Genomic DNA, 16,994 nt, shown 5'->3' on the forward strand with positions numbered 1-16,994 from the left:
AGGCCAAGGCCTATGTGTCGGAGTGCCTCAACAATGCGAACTGGCTGGTGAAGAGCCTCGACCAACGCGCGCGCACGATCCTGAAAGTGGCGTCCGAAATCATCCGGCAGCAGGATGCGTTCCTGATGTACGGCGTGCAGCATTTGCGGCCGTTGAACCTGAAGACGGTGGCGGACGCGATCTCGATGCATGAATCCACCGTCAGCCGCGTCACCTCGAACAAATACATCGCCACGCCGCGCGGCATTTTCGAGTTGAAGTATTTTTTCACCTCGGCCATCGCCGGGACAGAGGGCGGCGCGTCGCATTCGGCGGAGTCCGTACGGCACCGCATCAGGGAACTGATCGACTCGGAGCGGCCCGACGCCGTCCTTTCCGACGACAACATCGTGGAAATCCTGAAAGGCCAGGGTATCGACATCGCCCGGCGCACGGTCGCGAAGTACCGGGAAGCCCTCAGCATTCCATCCTCGGTCCAGCGCCGGCGGGAAAAGAAGGCCTATGCCTGAGCGGGGCGACGCCGCGCAGCCGGGCCGCCTCATGCCCCATAACACACTGATTTAAAAAGGATTTAAGGCTCTATAAGGGTCCCGGTTGACACCTTATGAAGGCCCCACTAGTTTCCACGCGCTTGATGACGACGCGGCAGATAGAATCTCCGCGGCGCGGTAGACAGCAGAAGCCAATCCTGCCTCGGGGCGATGCCCTTCGGACAGGGGGCGCGCTTCGCCACAGGCAGTCCATCGGGACATTGCGACCCGGAAAGGTCTCTCAATGCAGGTTCAGGTTAGCGGCCATCATCTCGACATCGGAGATGCGCTCCGCACCCATGTTACCGACCGGCTCGAAGCCGCTGTCGACAAATATTTCGATCGTTCGGTAGATGCGAACGTCACCATCACCAAGGATGGCTTCAACTATCGCGCGGATTGCGCGGTGCATCTGAGCTCCGGCATGTATGTGAAAGCCGAGGGCGAGGCGACGGAAGCCTATGCCGCCTTCGACGCTGCGCTGGAGCGGCTGGAGAAGAGGCTGCGCCGCCACAAGCGCAAGCTGAAAAACCACAACAACCACAACAAGCCCGAACTTCCCGCCGAGACGGTGCCGTCCTTCGTGATTGAAGCGGTCGCCGAGCACGAGGAGGTCGAAGAAGACGCGCAGCCCGTCATCATCGCCGAGGGCACGACGGATATTCCGAAACTCAGCGTCGGCGACGCCGTCATGCGCATGGATCTGAGCGACGCCCCCTTCGTCATGTTCCGCAATGGCGATGGCGGCCTCTGTCTCGTTTACCGGCGTCAGGACGGCAATATCGGCTGGATCGATACCAGCCGCGATTCACAAAAGGCTTGAGACCGTGAGAAGCTTTACCGCTCTAGCCAGCGCACGCCCCCAGCCCGGCCCCCGGCCGGCGCATCGGGCAGCGATTCGGCCACAGCCTCAGCAGAACAGGGTTCGGATCATGGAGCTTGAAGATCTGGTACGGCCGGAGGGGGTGCTTGCGCATCTCAAGGTCACCAGCAAGAAGCAGGCGCTGCAGGAGCTTGCCGCACGCGCGGCAGGCCTTATTGGCGTATCCGAGCGCTCTATTTTCGAAACGCTGCTCGAGCGAGAGCGTCTGGGCTCCACGGGCGTGGGCCAGGGCATTGCCATTCCTCATGGCAAGTTGGGCGAACTGGACCGACTGCACGGGCTGTTTGCGCGGCTCGACACGCCGATCGACTTCGAATCGGTGGACGACCAGCCGGTGGACCTGATTTTCCTGCTGCTGGCGCCGGAAAGCGCCGGCGCGGACCATCTGAAAGCGCTGGCGCGCGTATCGCGCCTGCTCCGGAACAGCGCGGTGGTGGAAAAACTCCGCGCGACCGACGATGCCACTGCGCTTTACGCCATTCTGACAGAACCCGCCGCGACAAGCACCGTCTGAGCGCAACGCACGCCGCGACAAGCAAAAGCCCCGCCGGAGACGGCGGGGCTTCGCATTTTCGAGCGGGCGCATTCGGCGGCGCGTCTATGCCGGTCAGTGTACGCTGACGGGCTCCAGGTCGTACTGGCGCGCGCCAGCGAAGGCGGCATCGCGATTGTCCAGCACGGCCATGCGCTCGCCATTGGCGGCATGGACCGAATACAGCATGGTATCGGCGGGTACATCGATCTCGTTGCCGAACTCCGACACCAGCTCGCCTGCCAGCACCTCGCGCACATAGACGATGTTGCCCACGCCCGCATTGGCGAACGCCTCGTCGCTCAGTGTGCGCAGATCCTCCGCGCCCCAGCCGGCATTCGGTATTTCGTTTCCGGTATCGTCGATCCGGTCATTGTCCTTACGCATATCATACTCCTTTCAGACGGCTCGCCGCGGGTCTTGCCTCAGCACCGCACGACGACCTCGACGGTCGTTTTATTGCCACGCGCCTTTTCCGCGACGCGCTCCAATTCAGACCGCATCCTCCTCGATCCGTTTACGCCCGGGGCGCGAGGAAGAGATTGTTGACCCCTTGTTTCTTCCACCACCGTCATCGATTTCGATACGGCGGACCGTTCTCGCCGGTTCCGGGCGAAGAAGGTCGATGATCAGAAGACCGTGCTCCAGTTTGGCGCCGACGACCTCCACACCTTCGGCCAGCACGAATTTGCGCTGGAACTGGCGGGCGGCGATGCCGCGATGGAGATAATTCGCGTCGTTCTCCTCGCGCTGGCGGCCCTGAATGACGAGCTGGTTGTCCTCGACCGTGACGGATAGTTCGTCGCGGGAGAAACCGGCAACCGCCAGCGTGATGCGCAGCAGGTCCGTCGAGGCGCCTTCGCCCTCATTGTCCAGCGCAGGCAGCTGCTCGACATTGTAGGGCGGATATCCATCCGAGGATTTCGCCACACGATCCAGAAGTTGCTCGATCTGTTCAAAACCGAGCAGAAACGGACTGTTGAACTGCGTCATACGGCTCATGGCCTTCAAAGTCCTCTTCCAAGCGACTTTGGCTCCGCCCCGCGGGCACTCCGCAAGGCACGGCCCCGGGATGGGCGCCGTTCCATAAGATGTGGTAATTCCGTCGCGCCGTTGCAAGTTCATCGCACCGGGGGGCGCAGGCGGCCGGCGGGAGCGCGCGGCCTAAAATTCGTGCCACGGACTCAAGGGTTTAGCGCGTGTCGCCCAACCGCCGGGGTATTGGCCCCATTTTTTTAGGGATTATGCGCTGGCCCATAAGTAGCTTTGTTCTCTAATAAATTTTTTTCTACCGTCTTGAAAATCCCGTCGTCATCTCCGATTAGTGGAGGCATATAACCAATTCCGTATCCCATGCGGACAACCCGATGCGCGCGGCGTTCAGTTGCGTATGCGTTGGATCGGTCCGGCTCCGGACTCTCGGAGCCGCGTCAAACCAGTAAGGAGAAGCCCATGCTCGAACTCCCCAAACTTCCCTATGAAATGGATGCGCTCGCCCCGCACATTTCCGCCGAGACGCTGTCCTTTCACTATGGCAAGCACCATCAGGCCTATGTGACCAATGGCAACAAGCTCATCGAGGGCACCGACCTTGCCGATCTGGAACTCGTCGAGCTGATCCGCAAGGTCGCGGGCGACGCCTCCAAGAAGGGCGTGTTCAACAATGCCGCCCAGGTGTGGAACCACACCTTCTACTGGAACTCCATGAAGCCGAATGGCGGCGGCGAGCCCAAGGGCAAGCTGGCCGACAAGATCAAGGAAGATTTCGGCGGCGTCGAACAGTTCAAAGACGAATTCAAAAAGGTTGGCGCCGGCCAGTTCGGCTCGGGCTATGCGTGGCTCGTGCTGACGCCGGAAGGCAAGCTTGCCGTCTATGGAACGGCCAATGCCGAGACGCCGATCACCGGCAAGGATGTGCCCATCCTCACCACCGATGTGTGGGAGCACACCTACTACCTCGACTATCAGAACCGCCGTCCGGACTATCTGACGACCTTCGTCGATCACCTGATCAACTGGGAATTCGCCGAGGCGAATTACGAAGCGGCGCTCTAAACCGCTTCTCCCCTGACGGGCAAAAGACAAGCCGCACCCGGATCGTCCGGGTGCGGCTTTTTATGTCGTTTCAGTTGTGCCGGGGCCTGATGGTCAGATGTGCCGGTCGTCAGGCGTGCTGGTCGTCAGGCGTGCTGGGATTTCGACGCCGCCACGCTCCGCGACAGGATGCGGGTGGAGCGCCAGAGCAGATAGAGAAGCCCCAGCGTCGACAATGCGATGGTGAGGCGATAGGCGATCACCAAGGCGCCGAATGCCGTCGCTTCCGGGTGGACACTCAGCGTCGCACCGAAGCTTGCATAGATGTGGAAGATATCGAGGAGCGCCGCCTGCACGAGCTGGGCCGTTACGAAGAGGCCGATCGCGCCCAGGCCGGGGGCCGCCATCGCCTGGCCGTTCGCCACATCGACAAAGACGGGGGCACCGCCGATGAGACCGACGTAAGCGGCAATGCCGCCGAACAGCGCAAGGCTCGGCACGCCAAAGCCCCAGATCATCAAGCCGGTGAAGCGATGAGCCAGCCGGCGGCGCACATCATGTTCGGGCGCGTTTTCAGCCGTCGCGCCGGCAAGGATACGCCAGACAACCATCACCGAAACCAGCAGAAGGGCGGCGATCAGCGCCACCGAATAAAGACGGAACGCCTCTTCCGACCGCATGATTGCGACCCCCGCCTCGATCGCCCGGATGAGCGGGTTTGCGTCCGTTTGCAGATAGCCTAGCGCCGCGTGCTCGTTCATGGTTCCTCCCCTATTCCGCGCATTCCCCTTTGGCGGAACCGTCAGCATACCACTCACTCAGGCATGCGGAAATCATGCAGCGCACAACACCCTAGTCATCTGTTTTTAAACGGTAATTTTACCCTAACGCGGACAGGCCGAGACGCGTGTCGGGAATTTTCGCATGACCGAACCAGCGCAGCCGAACCTGATCGCGGCCCGGCGCATAGCCGGCCAGCAAAAAGCCCGCCGCATCGACGGGAAGCGGCGAGCGGTCGCCACCGCTGCATATCGTGAGGACACCGGCGGGCAATGCCGCGTTGTCGCTGTTTGCGGCCTCCGCTTCGGCGAGCCTGAAGTTTTCAGCCGCCAGCGCTTCGCGCAGACCGGTGCCGCGCCAGCGCGGCGCCACGAAACAGCGGAGCATCGCAAAGCTGCGCCGGAGGGCAGGCACCCGGATCATGCGCAGCGAGGAGGTCGCAATCATCTCCTCCCCGTCATGCGCCACCATGCTCAATGCCGCGGCGGGATCGGAAAGATCCGTGTCCGGTGCAAAGGCCTTCGCCTCGCGCCAGAACCGGCAAGCCTCCTCGCGCAGGGCGCGATCGCGCGCGACGCCCACTCCAACCGGCGTCAAATTCCAATCAGTTCCGCCGTCGGAAGCCGCCTCCTGCGCCTGCATGTCGTCGGCGACCGGCAAGCGGTAGTGATCGAACCAGAGCACCCGCTTCTGGAGGCCTTTTCCGGTGAAGCCGATCAAGGTCAACCCCGACGGTTCGACCGGACGGGCGCCGAGATTGGCGTTCTGATAGATCGCGGCAGATCCGGCCAGCTTCTCTTGCGGATTCGCAGCGGCCCATCGGCCAAGTTCGGCATGACCGTCGATCATCAAGCGATCCGTCAGCCGTGCGCCCCGCCAGGCCGGGCGGATGAAGCTGCGGGCGAAAGCAAACTTCTCCTCCAGCTCGCGCATGGGATGAAAATCCGCCGTGAGGCATCCCGCCAGCATCTCGCCGTCATAGATGGCGATGACGAGCTCCCTGGCGCGCTCGGCCGGATCGACCCCTTCGGGCAGGGCTCCTTCGGCCTGCCACATCTCCATGGCATCGCGCATGACGCATTCGTCGTTCCTGCGCCAGACCGGCCGATAGACGATATCGGCAGGGTCTGAAAGAGGGACGGCACCCCTTTCGGCGTGCCGTCCTTTTTCTGCCGCCGTCCCGTCCTCAGAAGGCGAAGCGGAACGATGCGGAGACTGCGTGTTCATCGTAGTCACTCTGGAACTCACCATTGTAATGGACGCGAAGGCTGACGCTCTCGTTCATCTCATAGGTCAGGCCGGCACCGACGGCGTAGCTGAGATCGTCCCGGGCGACCGTCTTCACATTGAAGACGCCACCGCTGACGATGTTACCGGTGATGGCCTCGTCCGGATTGCCGAACTCGTTCAGCAGACGGACATATCCTTCCGGAACGATCTTGCCCGCACTCCCGAGGTCGGCCTCATAGCGCACCCCGAGACCCAGCACGCCACGTACGCTGTTGACGCTTCTGCTATCGATCGAGACGGCCGGCGCGGGTCCGGTTTCCGTGTAGCTGTCGATGTCGAGCAGGTTCACCCGGAGACCGATATGCGGCGTGATGTCGAACGCCCCTTCGGACAGGATGTAGCCGAGCTCGGCGCGGCCCATGATCTGATTGCTGTCGTAATTGGCTTCATTGGTGCCGAAGCCGGTCACGAAGCGCTTGCTCTTGTAGCTGTTCCAGCCATAGCCCAGCGACGCATTGAGGTACCAGGGGTTCGGCTGGTAGGTCGCATAGACCACGACACCATTGCCGTCGATGTCGGCGTTGCTGTTTGCGCCGGCGCCGTTCGCGTCGAAATTGGCCTTGGTGTAGAAGTAGGAAACACCCACACGCAGCTTGTCGGCGACTTCGCCGTCTATGCCGCCGGAGATGCCCCAGCTATCGGAATCGAAGCCATTGGCGCCGGACGGCGTGAATGTCGCCCAGTTCTTGCCGGCACGGCCCCACAGAGCCCATTTGCCGTCGCCGCCCAGGGGCATATCGCCCGCGGAGACGCCGCTCGGGCCGCTCTCGCTGGAGGCGGTCTGGAGACCGCCGCCGCTCAGCCGGTCCATAATCAGGTCGAGCACGGCATCGGTGGCGGAAACCACAGTCTGGCCGGAAAGGGCCGCCTCGTCCGGTACCGTATCCTCGACCAGCTTGCGCAGAGCCGCGGCCTGGGCCTCCGGATCGTTCGGCCAATTGCCCGAGAGATAAACGATGATCGGATTGTCGTTCGGCACATTGGACAGATAACCCTCCAGCGCACTGGAGATACTGTCCTTGTTCGGTGTGCCGTCGCCGCCTTCGTCGATGATGTCGTTGATCGACTTCTCGCGGCCGACCGTCAGATAGAGATCGTTTTCGCTCGCGCCCGTGGTGAAGTTGAAGAGGATCGAATTGTCGACCACGGTGGGCGCCGCGTCGCCTGTCAGAGAGACCCCGCCTTCGGCATAGCCGATGGTCAGGTCATGCCCCACCGTGAGATCGATACCCGCGATCACATTCGCATAGACGGTGAAGCCGGGCTCCACCACCGTTTCGCCCTCAAGCGTCGGTCCGGCAACATGGATCTCGCCGGAGGTTTCAATGGAGCCGGTGTCATAGTCGCCATTGATGCCGACGATGAGCCGCCCGCCATTGGCGAGATTGAAATCGGCATTGGAGTGGATGGTCGCACCATGGGTGAGTTCGAGATCGGCATAGGTAGCGACCTCTTCGCCCGATCCGGTACCGACCGTGAAGCTTCCGGCGCCGATCCACATGTCGTCCAGCGCAGAGACCCTGGCCCCCTGATGCACGACGATATCGCCAGCATATTTGTTGGTCAGGATGTCGGTTTCGTCGAAGACGGTGGTGCCGTCCTTGAAGTCGATCTGATCGAAACCGCTGATCCCAACACCATTGGCGCCCGCGGGCGACAGGCCGCCCGGGCCTTCAAAGATGCTGTGCGCTGCGCCATTGCCCAGCGTCAGCTTGTCGGTCTGCTCGAAGGCAAGCGTCGAATAGCCATATTCGTCGGCGCTGGAGTGAATGCCGTAACCGATCTCGTTGCCGGTACCGGCAATGGTGACGTCGTCATTGCCGCGGCCGGTATAGATACCGCCCGAGACCTTACCGCCCTCGTTCAGCACCGTGTCGTCGCCGGAAGCGAGGATCACATTGCCTTCAATGGTGCCGGTATTGGTGAGGTCCGTGTCGTTGTAGAAAGCGCTGCCGATGTGGAAGCCGAACGCATATCCCACCGCGACCGTGCCGTAGATCTTGCCGGCATTGTCGATGGTGATGTCGCGAGAGTCGTTCACGAGGATACCGAGGCCGTACTCGTCACCCGGAATAACATCGGCATAGGAGTCCGAAGCGTCGATCACGCCCGTCGTGCCGTTCTCGATGGTGACATAATCGCCCGTGGCATAGATGCCCGCCGAATAGTCGCCATTGACCGTGATGGTGCCGGCATTTGCGACCTCGGTGGTGACCGTGCCGGAGGAATGGGCCTCGATACCGACCGAATAATCGCCGTTCACCGTGATCGTGGCATCCGCCTCATTGACGACCTCGACATGCGGGCCCTGCGCACTCACGCCGTTGCTGTAATCGCCATATGTCGTGATGGAGCCGCTATTGTCGACTCTCACACCGACGTCCAGATGGACGAATTGATATTCGACATCGTCGTAATAGCGCACGTCGCCGGTCGCTTGGGCGGCGATGCCGTCGGCCCCATCGCCATGCGTTACGATGCCGCCGGTATTGACCGCACCGGCCACGATGATGGCCCCGTCGGAAACGCGGTCCATCGCATCGCCGCCGGTAATATCGACGTTTTCCTCGAACGCCTCGACCCGCATGCCATCGGCTTCGTCGCCCCATGTCGTAACGGTGCCGTCATTCCGGGCATAGGCCGTGGAAAGAACGTCATCGCCCTGACTGCGCACCCAAAGGCCATGGGAGCCGACGCCGCCTTCATCCAGCGTCAGCGGTTGGACTGCCGACCCCGTCGTCACGGTACCGTTATTGAGCGCCTTGGCTTCGCCATTGCTCGTCCAGGCAGCGATACCCGTCGCATAGGAGCCGGTCGTCGAAATCGACCCCTCGTCGTTGACGGCAATGACATCGCCTTCCATGTCGTAAGGCTCAAGGTCGGGGAAGACGGTTTCGAGATCGCCTGGTTCGAGGCCGCTCACCGAGAGCAGCGCCCAGACAGGGTCGGCGCCGCCGGAAGCCATCAGCCCCACGGCATGGTCGCCAGATGTTTCGATGGTTCCGTCATTATAGGCATAGGCGTCGCCACCGACGCTGAACGCACCGACGCCAATCGCATATTCGCCACTTGTCGTGACACTGCCGCGATTGCCGGCCAATGCCGCCCTATCGAAGTTGAGCGCCATCACGCCAAGCGACACATCGCCTTGTGTGTCGACAGTGCCGTTCGTGTCATTTATCGCGGCAGCGCCGATAAATTCGCCGTCTCCGACGGGCCCTTCGATGCCGCCCAGATAACCTCCCAGGCCTTCGAGAATGCCGGTGATCGGCTCGTAATCGAGTTCGTTCAGGACCGTGTAGAGCGAGCCGACCGCGGCCACACCCATGGAAAAGTCGCCACTGGTCGAAATGTCACCGTCATTATAGGCCAGCGCCGAGAAGAGGCTCGCGGCCGCCAGGCCGAGACTGTAATCGCCCTCCGTCGTGATGTCTCCGCCTTCACCGTTCTGTGCCACGGCATATTTCGCACCGATCGCGGCCGCAGCGATGCCGCCCGTGTCATAGGTTGTGATGGTGCCATCGTTTTTCACGGCACCCATACCAAGGCCGCCGGCCAGCATACCGACAGCGGCAATGCCGTCGCCGTCGGCGGCGCCGGTCGTAATCGTCGCGCCCGCCGCGTTATACGCGCTCGCATAAAGTCCAAGCGCAACGGCGCCCATGGATGCCAGACCGTCCGTCTGGATCGATCCGTGGTTTTCCACACCGGCAAGGAAACCGATAGCGGCGGTACCGATACCGAAATCGCCATGCGTCACGATGCTCGCGTCGGCATCGTTGCGCACCAGGGCCGTGCCGTATTCGGCAACGATATCGGGCAGGTATTTTGCCAGCTCCAGGAAGTGACCTCCCGGCTCTCCGAGACCATCGGGCGTTCCGCCGGCGATGGCGACGGCGCCAAGTCCCGCAGAACCGAAGGTTTCGATGTCGCCGCTATTTTTTACATAGGCCGTGCCGCTGAGCGAGGCCGCGGCAATGCCGAAGCCACCCAGATCATCGCCGGCGGTTTCGCTGCTACCGGTGGTGATGGTGCCGGAATTGTAACCGACGGCGTCGCCATCCGCTGCAGCGAGTGCGCCGAAGCCCAGAAGGCCTCCCGTCTGAATGTCACCGGTGTTATTGACGCCCGCGCCTCCTTCGCCACCGATCGCGACCATACCGAAGGCGGCATCGTGATACCCCTCGGTCTGGGCGGTGGTGATGGTGCCGTCATTGCGCGCCAGCGCGGCATATTCCGTCGACGTCGCTACCGCCAGCATGCCCGAAGCGTCCTTACCCGTGCCGGTGACGGTCGCTCCTTCATGGTTCCACACCGTCGCACGGTCGCCGATGGCCACCACGCCGGTTGCAAGATATTTCGCCGCCACTTCTTCGGAATAGGCCGGCTCACCGGCGCCGAGGACGATGTTGACGAGTTCACCGGCCTCGATGCCGTCGACTTCGCCGTTCACCGTGACCTGGCCGTAGTTTTCAGCAGCGGCCGTGCCGTGCGGCGCGAGGGCCACGATACCGGAGGAACTGTCGCCCGACGTTTCGATCGAGCCCCCTTCCTGGTTGGTGGCCGTGGCGTCCCTGCTCGCCGAAATAGCGATGAGCCCGGGTGCCTGACGGCCGTCCTCTCCGGCGGAATAGGCTTCGCCGCCCACTGTACCGGTGGAGATGTCTCCGGCATTGGTCGCGGTTGCGACGCCGTCCGCCGCCGCCATGGCGCCGACACTGCCGACGCCATAGGTTTCGATGTCGCCGCCATTATAGACGCTCGCACCGCCCTCGCCGCCGATCACCAGCATGCCGAAGGCCGCGTCATGATAGCCCGTGGTCAGATCGGGTTCTTCCGGATGGGTTGATTCACCGCCCGGCAGATGGGGTTCTTCCGTATGAGGCTCTATGCTCACCTGGCCGGTGGAAATCGAGCCGTAATTCTTGCCGCTCGCGGCATATGAGCTCGAGGTGGCGACGACAAGCATGCCCGCCGCATCCTGGCCCGTGGCGACGATATCGCCATCGGCATAGTTGATTGCCGAAGCCGTCTCACCGACCGCGATGAGACCGACCGACAGATCGTCCACGACCTCTTCCGGGTTGGCACCGGTGAGGCCTGCAACCGCCCCCTCGAAGGAAACGCCTTCCGTCTCGCCATAAATGTTTATCGAGCCGCTATTGGTCGCCTCTGCCTTTCCATGGGCGGCCACGGCGATCAGGCCCGAAGAATTGTCGCCATGAAGAGAGATCTCGCCGGCGTTGGACGCCGTTGCATCTCCGTCGTAGCTCCAGGCCGCTCCGCCATCGACATCGAAACCGTCAGCGGTGGTGATTTCACCATTGGCATAGTTGCGAACCGTTGCATCGCCCTCGCCGGAACCGGCGTAGAGGGCGGTCGCCGCGTATCCGAAGAGTTCGATCACGCCGTCATTCGTCGCTTTCGCATTGCCTCCATGGGAGAGGGCGACCACAGCATAGGAGTCCTCGCCATCCGTGCTGATCCGGCCGGTATTGACCGCCGTCGCGCCTTCATCGCCCGATGCATAGACCGCATTCGAGTGGTCGCCGTCCGTCGAAACGGTCCCGCTATTGCCCGCATAGGCGGTGCCCCAATAGGAATACGCCACGAGGCCGAGAGCATTTTCACCGTTCGTGCCGACCGTGCCCGCATTTGTGACACTTGCATCGCCGTAATAGGCTTCGGCGACGATACCGTCCGACTGGTAACCATAGGTCGACACAAAGCCCGAAGCACCATTGACGACCGTCGCGTCATACTTGGTTCTGACATCGATACCGTCAGCGCCTTCGCCGATCTCGCCGCCGGTGATGATCAGACCGTAATTCTTGACCGTTCCATTGCCGTATTCTTCATTTTCGGCAAAGACGGTGATGCCCTCCGCGTCCTCGGAAAAAGGCCGCACCGTCGCGCCAACCTGCAGCACGACCGTCAGGTCTTCGACTTCGGAAAAGGAGAGCGTTTCTTCGAATGTGCCGGCGCAGGTGACCGTATCGCCGTTCTGGGGCGTCAACGGAACGCAAGCCCCGCCGCCTATCGGCGCTGCGCGCGCAGGAGAACCGGAAAGGCTCGCGATCACAACTGCGGATGCCGTCGAAAGAAGTGCCGATGCAAAGATCCGCCGCATCTTGCTGGCGGTACCTTGATCCGTACCCCGCTGATTTTCGACGGTCATGCTGTAGTAATTGTAGGCGCTTCCGGCGATCTTCGACGAAGACAATGCGGTTGCGGGCGTGCGCTTATTGCGGCTCATTCATTTCCCCCAAAAGGTAACAGTCGCATCCGCCTGCATCTCCGGAGTGCCCAATTCCATCGATGCATCGGCATGCAGGACTCATAAACGTGGCTCGGAGTATCAAGCCCGGGTACGCGCACACTCAACAAGGATGTGCAGTCCCGCGACCCCTTTCGCATCCATATTCGATCCAACATGGTGCGTGACCGTTCACGCACGAAAAGCGCAGCCGACAAACGCCGGCCGCGCTGAATTTTCCTAACGATCTGTTTACTGATTAGCTTGTCAGGCGTCTTCCGCGACGATGTCGGCCTGCATTTCCGGCGCCGGCTTCTCAGGCGTTGGCGCCCGGTCGGCGTCGTCCCCGTCCGGAACCCCGTCCGCCGGCAAATCGTCCGGCGCCCAGTTTTCTATGGTCACCAGACTCTGGATCTGGCTGTCCATCAGTCCCGTCGCCATCGGATTGCGCACGCCCGGCAGAACGAAGACATCGAAGAGTTCTCTCACCTCACCGGTCAGCCTGATCCATTGCACGATGTCGCCCGTGCGCGTGTCCACGACCTGCACGCCGCACCAGGGCTCCGCGTCGCGCCGGGCCAGCTCGCCGTCCAGCTCCAGGCCAGAGAACGATCCATCGCGCGGCAGGGAAAGCCCGACAAAGGCATAAGGCCCTGCAAAGGCGAGACCGCGCAGGAAGCCGGGCAGAAACGCCACCGCTTCCAATGCGCCGGTATCGGGGTCTACCGTGCATAATTCGCCACGGCCGGAATTCAGCACCCAGAGCTTGCCATTGTGCAGGCGCGGCGAATGGGGCATGGAAAGCTTTTCCGTCACGATCCGATCGGTCGTCACATCGATGATGCAGCCGCCTTCGGCGCGCCGGTCGCGCCAGCCCGTGACGATGTCGCTCTTGCAGACGGCCGTCACGTAGCGCGGCTCTCCGTCCTGCATGGCAAGGCCGTTCAAATGGCAGCGGTCCTCCGGCGCGAGGCGGGAGATGAAGGGCGGCTTCCAGATCGGACGAAAACTGTGGGTGAGGCTCGGCGTGGCGAGACAGGAATATTTCGTGTTCACGAAAATAATCCGGCCGTTCTTGTCGACCCCCAGTTCATGCACGTCGAGATCGCCGGTGGTCTGGGCGTTTCTCGGCACGTAGTTGCGGTCGAAGCCGTCCACGCTGGCATTGGCGGGCAATATGTTTTCCATCCGCCATATCTGGAAATGGTTTGCCAGATAGAGCCGCTGCGGCGTGGCGGCGACGCCCATGGCCCGCACGAAATGCCTTTCGTGGAAACTTATTCTTCCGCGCGGCAGGCGCCCGACAAGATAAAGCCGCCCGGACTGATAGGAGGTGAAGCCGAAGCTCAGATTGTTCTGGGCCATCCAGTCGGAGAAGCCGCGCGAGCAGGAAATCTGCGTCTTGGGTTTTGCCGGTTGCGCCGCCTGCCCTGGCGCATTCTTATGGTCGGCGGGAGCGCCGGCGGCGGCCCCTTCTTTTCCAGCCTCTTTTTCCGGCTCCTTGCCGGACGTGGCTTTCTTCACTTCGGATTTCCTGTTGGACACGTTTCTCTCCACCCACAAGATTGCTGACGCATGAACCGCTCGTCTCAGGAAAGGAAGCGCAAGCTCATGGGGTTCACGAATATGCGCGGCGATCTGATACGATTGGCGACCGGCCTCCTGGCCATGGCCCTGGCCGGATGCGCAGGCGCTCCCCCGCTTGCAGAGCGGGAGACCAAGGCTGCAAGCGTGGCGCAGCAGGGGGAGCTTGAGAAGTTCCGCATTGCGACAACAAGGTTCGATCTGGTTGGATTCAGAAATATCCGCACCCCCGGCGAAGCGCTCACCGTCTTCATCGAGGGAGACGGCGCCGCCTGGCAAACACGAAACAAGCCCTCATCCGACCCGACGCCGGTCTCCATGACCATGCTTGCGGTCGCTGCCTCCGATCCCGGACCGAATACCGTCTATCTTGCCCGACCGTGCCAATTCACCGGGGCGGAGAACGGAACCGCACGCAACTGCCGCCCGGAATTATGGACCCTTGCCCCCTACAGCGAAGAAGTCGTCGCCGCGATGAATGAGGCGCTGAACAAAATCAAGGCGCAGACCGGATCTTCTTCGCTCCGCCTTGTCGGATACTCCGGCGGCGGCGCCATTGCCACACTGCTCGCCGCCAGACGCAAGGACGTTACGAGCCTCGTAACCATTGCCGGATTACTGGACAACGCCGAGTTCACGTCATTCCATCATGTGCGTCCGCTCGATTACTCGCTTGATCCTCTAAGCGTGGCGGCCACAATCGCCCGGCTTCCTCAAATCCATTATTCCGGCGGCGAGGACGACATCGTGCCGCCGACGATCGCCGCTAGCTTCATCCGCCACATGCCGGTGCCGAATTGCGCGCGGCAGATCGTTCTCTCCGATATGGAGCATCAGGGCGACTGGGCGGCGCGCTGGCCCGCCCTTTCCACCCGGCCTCCTTCCTGCCCCGGCGATCTCCCCAAATCGGCGGCATCGACACGCTCCCGCTGAACAGCGCGGTGATAGCTTCCCTTATTGTCAGCTTCAAAACGAGACGGAACGACATGCAGGATACGCTTGAGCGGGATGGACAACCTTCGACACCGCAAGCCGACAGAGTGGATCGCGCCCCCGCCATGCCAGCCACACGAACACCCGATACCGAGGACGGCTATGCGCCGGAACTCTGGTTCGCAACGCCGATCTGGCCGCGCAAGGTTCTCGACCATGAGCGGATCGACGCGGATATTCTCACCGCAATGGACACATATGAGCGCGAGCTGCCCAATGTGGCGCGGTCGAATGTCGGCGGCTGGCACAGCCCCTCCGATCTGCACAAACGACCGGAGCTTGCGGAGATTCGCGGGATCATCGGCCGGACCTGCGTCGGCTGCGCGAAAAGGCTCGCCTTCGATTTCACCCGCTTCGACCTCGTCTTCCAGGAGATGTGGATCAACAGGAACGGGCCGCGCGACTATAACCGCGCGCATGTGCATCCCAATGCCATTCTGTCCGGCACCTACTACGCAAAAGTGCCGGAGGGCGCCGGCAATATCGAATTCTACGATCCGATTCGGGAGCGCATCATGAGCGTCTATCCGGTGAAAGAGCGGACAAAGATGAACAGCCAGGCCCTGCAATACCGCGCCGCGGCCGGCCTGCTGATCGTCTTTCCCTCATGGCTGCAGCACGCGGTCGAGCCCAATCTCAGCGAGGAGAGCCGCGTCTCCATCGCCTTCAATATGACCTTCCGGGCCAAGAGCGCGTAGCGGCTCTCACCAGGTGTCGATGAACGGCCGGTGCTTGGGCTTCGCTTCGCGGCGCGGCGGCACGGATGCGAGGCCCCGCATCACCCAGCGGCGGGTTTCCATCGGGTCGATCACTTCGTCGATTTCGAGGAAGGACGCCATGTTGATGGCTTTGCCGTTCTCGTAATATTTCGCGACCATCTTCTGGAAGAAGGCCTCGCGCTCCTCCAGATCCTCGATCGCTTCCATCTCGCGCTTGTAGCCGAGCCGCACCGCGCCTTCGAGCCCCATGCCGCCGAACTCGCCGGTGGGCCATGAGATGTTGAAGAAGGGCGCATGGAAGCTGCCGCCCGCCATGGCCTGCGCGCCAAGGCCATAGCCCTTGCGCAGCACAACGGTGAAAAAGGGAACGGTCAGGCTCGCCGCCGTCACGAACATGCGTGACACACGGCGCACCTGCGCATCCGCCTCGACATCCGGCCCCACCATGAAGCCCGGCGTGTTGCAAAGCGACAGGACCGGCAGGCCGAACGCTTCGCAAAGCTGCATGAAACGCGCGGCCTTGTCTGCGGCGGGCGCATCGATGGCGCCGGCGAGATATTTCGGGTTGTTGGCGATCAGCCCCATGGGCTTGCCGCCGATACGGACAAGCGCGGTGACGATGCCGATACCGAAATCGCGGCGCAACTCCAGCACCGAGCCCTTATCCGCCAGAAGATCGATCACCTTGTAGATGTCATAGACGCGAAGCCGGTTCTCCGGGATCGCCTGACGGAGAAGGCGTTGATCCTCTTCCTCCCAATCGCCCAGCGGGCCCTGGAAATAGGAAAGATATTTCTTCGCCGCCTCGACGGCCTCCGCCTCGTCCTCGACCGCGATATCCACGACGCCGTTCTTCGTCTGCACGCCGATGGGGCCGATCTCTTCGGGCGCATAAACGCCGAGGCCGCCGCCTTCGATCATGGCCGGGCCGCCCATGCCGATATTGGAATTGGCAGTGGCGATGATGACATCGGAACAGCCGACCAGCGCGGCGTTGCCTGCAAAGCAACGGCCCGAAACAATGCTGACAAGCGGCACGAGACCTGAAAGTTCCGCGAATTTCAGGAAGGAGGGCGTATCGAGCCCCGCCACGCCCGGCGAATCCGTATCGCCGGGCCGCCCGCCGCCGCCTTCGGCGAACCAGACGACAGGCAGTTTCCAGTCCTCGGCAATCTTCAGTACACGGTCGGTCTTCTTGTGGTTCATCGCGCCCTGCGTGCCCGCAAAGACGGTGAAGTCGTAGGACAGCACCATGGCGCGCGCTTTTTCCTCGCCGAACTTGTCTGCATTCACCGTGCCGATGCCGGTGATGAGGCCGTCCGCCGGGCTCATCTTGACGAGGTCTTCCATCGAGCGGCGGCGGCGCTGCGCGGCAAGGATGAGCGAGCCGTAT

Annotated in this window: 12 protein-coding genes and 1 pseudogene; 6 read left to right on the forward strand and 7 right to left on the reverse strand. The window is 62.2% G+C overall.

What is annotated here, in order from left to right:
• From CMI59_RS14650 to ptsN, 3 genes and pseudogenes are all read left to right on the forward strand, one after another.
• Positions 1-509 (forward strand): annotated as a pseudogene (locus CMI59_RS14650) (RNA polymerase sigma-54 factor); the annotation flags it as partial.
• Positions 510-774: 265 nt separating this feature from the next.
• Positions 775-1,353: a ribosome-associated translation inhibitor RaiA gene (raiA, locus tag CMI59_RS14655; protein WP_293328977.1), complete on the forward strand. Its 579-nt coding sequence runs from the start codon at positions 775-777 to the stop codon at positions 1,351-1,353.
• 109 nt (positions 1,354-1,462) lie between these two features.
• Positions 1,463-1,927, forward strand: coding sequence for a PTS IIA-like nitrogen regulatory protein PtsN (ptsN, locus tag CMI59_RS14660; protein ID WP_293328978.1), 465 nt, complete (start codon positions 1,463-1,465; stop codon positions 1,925-1,927).
• Positions 1,928-2,020: 93 nt separating this feature from the next.
• Here the strand turns inward: ptsN and CMI59_RS14665 are convergent, their stop codons facing one another.
• Both CMI59_RS14665 and CMI59_RS14670 read right to left on the reverse strand, forming a co-directional pair.
• The gene (locus CMI59_RS14665; RefSeq protein WP_293328979.1) at positions 2,021-2,332 is read right to left on the reverse strand and encodes a DUF1150 domain-containing protein; all 312 of its coding nucleotides are present in this window, start codon (positions 2,330-2,332) and stop codon (positions 2,021-2,023) included.
• A 105-nt stretch (positions 2,333-2,437) separates the two neighbouring features.
• Positions 2,438-2,947 (reverse strand): Hsp20 family protein, encoded by a 510-nt coding sequence (locus CMI59_RS14670; protein WP_293328980.1) that lies wholly within the window; start codon positions 2,945-2,947, stop codon positions 2,438-2,440.
• Between the two features lie 450 nt (positions 2,948-3,397).
• Between CMI59_RS14670 and CMI59_RS14675 the strand changes: the two genes are divergently transcribed.
• Positions 3,398-4,000 (forward strand): superoxide dismutase, encoded by a 603-nt coding sequence (locus CMI59_RS14675; RefSeq protein WP_293328981.1) that lies wholly within the window; start codon positions 3,398-3,400, stop codon positions 3,998-4,000.
• Positions 4,001-4,125: 125 nt separating this feature from the next.
• Here CMI59_RS14675 and CMI59_RS14680 read toward each other — a convergent pair whose 3' ends face one another.
• The 4 genes from CMI59_RS14680 to CMI59_RS14695 form a co-directional block, all read right to left on the reverse strand.
• Positions 4,126-4,740 carry a hypothetical protein gene (locus CMI59_RS14680; protein WP_293328982.1) on the reverse strand — a complete coding sequence of 205 codons (615 nt, stop codon included), beginning with the start codon at positions 4,738-4,740 and terminating at the stop codon, positions 4,126-4,128.
• Positions 4,741-4,858: 118 nt separating this feature from the next.
• The gene (locus CMI59_RS14685; RefSeq protein WP_293328983.1) at positions 4,859-5,833 is read right to left on the reverse strand and encodes a hypothetical protein; all 975 of its coding nucleotides are present in this window, start codon (positions 5,831-5,833) and stop codon (positions 4,859-4,861) included.
• A gap of 112 nt (positions 5,834-5,945) precedes the next feature.
• On the reverse strand, positions 5,946-12,305 hold the full coding sequence (locus tag CMI59_RS14690) for an autotransporter domain-containing protein (RefSeq protein ID WP_293328984.1): 6,360 nt from the start codon (positions 12,303-12,305) through the stop codon (positions 5,946-5,948).
• Between the two features lie 267 nt (positions 12,306-12,572).
• Positions 12,573-13,850 (reverse strand): TIGR03032 family protein, encoded by a 1,278-nt coding sequence (locus tag CMI59_RS14695; protein ID WP_293328985.1) that lies wholly within the window; start codon positions 13,848-13,850, stop codon positions 12,573-12,575.
• Positions 13,851-13,916: 66 nt separating this feature from the next.
• On the opposite strand from CMI59_RS14695, the gene CMI59_RS14700 reads away from it, so the two are divergent.
• Complete coding sequence (locus CMI59_RS14700) at positions 13,917-14,822, forward strand: alpha/beta fold hydrolase (protein ID WP_293328986.1); 906 nt, start codon at positions 13,917-13,919, stop codon at positions 14,820-14,822.
• A 125-nt stretch (positions 14,823-14,947) separates the two neighbouring features.
• Entirely contained in the window at positions 14,948-15,580 is a 633-nt protein-coding gene (locus CMI59_RS14705) for a TIGR02466 family protein (protein ID WP_293328987.1), read from the forward strand.
• Between the two features lie 6 nt (positions 15,581-15,586).
• On the opposite strand, the gene CMI59_RS14710 is transcribed toward CMI59_RS14705, so the two are convergent.
• The coding region (locus CMI59_RS14710) for a carboxyl transferase domain-containing protein (RefSeq protein WP_293328988.1) at positions 15,587-16,994 on the reverse strand (1,408 nt) is incomplete at its 5' end.

Source organism: Parvibaculum sp. (assembly GCF_002684405.1).
Taxonomy (GTDB): domain Bacteria; phylum Pseudomonadota; class Alphaproteobacteria; order Parvibaculales; family Parvibaculaceae; genus Parvibaculum.